Origin of the sequence: Akkermansia sp. KLE1798 (assembly GCF_001580195.1) — a bacterium.
In the GTDB taxonomy this organism is placed as follows: Bacteria; Verrucomicrobiota; Verrucomicrobiia; order Verrucomicrobiales; family Akkermansiaceae; genus Akkermansia; species Akkermansia biwaensis.
The window spans coordinates 872-1301 of the sequence record NZ_KQ971092.1 but is presented as its reverse complement, the minus strand read 5'-3'; the positions used below and the strand labels follow the sequence as shown (position 1 = coordinate 1301).

Annotated in this window: 1 protein-coding gene; it reads right to left on the bottom strand. The window is 52.8% G+C overall.

Features of this window, described 5'->3' with window-relative positions:
* Window positions 1-362, bottom strand: a 362-nt coding sequence (locus tag HMPREF3039_RS14420; protein WP_231863911.1) for a hypothetical protein, incomplete at its 3' end; no start/stop codon positions are given.
* Window positions 363-430: the final 68 nt, after the last annotated feature.

Below are 430 nucleotides of genomic sequence, written 5' to 3'. Positions count from 1 at the left end.
GGATTGTCCCATTCCTTGTCTCCCTGAGCTTTCAGACGGACTTCCTCCTCCAAACGCGCCTTCCAGAGCCTCATCTGAGCCAAACTATCCAGAGCAAACTCCCGTGTCCCGCACTGCGCCACAGCAATATACATGGACTTATGGGTACGCTCGTCAGGCAAATATCGGCATACAAGAGACGCTGATGCTCCATATTCCCGCACTACATTCTTGACTCCGAATTTCTTCAGCCAATCCAAGCGGCAATGCGTCATCCTCTGCGGATGCGGACCGGAAGCCTCCGTTATTTTGTACCGGGAAGCATCCGGAAAACCCAGCTTATCCATCAACGGCTTCCTGTCTTTTTTAAAGTAAGGAATCATTCCATTGCGAAGCGCCTGCGGAGGCGGAGGCCGATTCTCGTAGCGGATCGTCCGGTACATATGGTCGT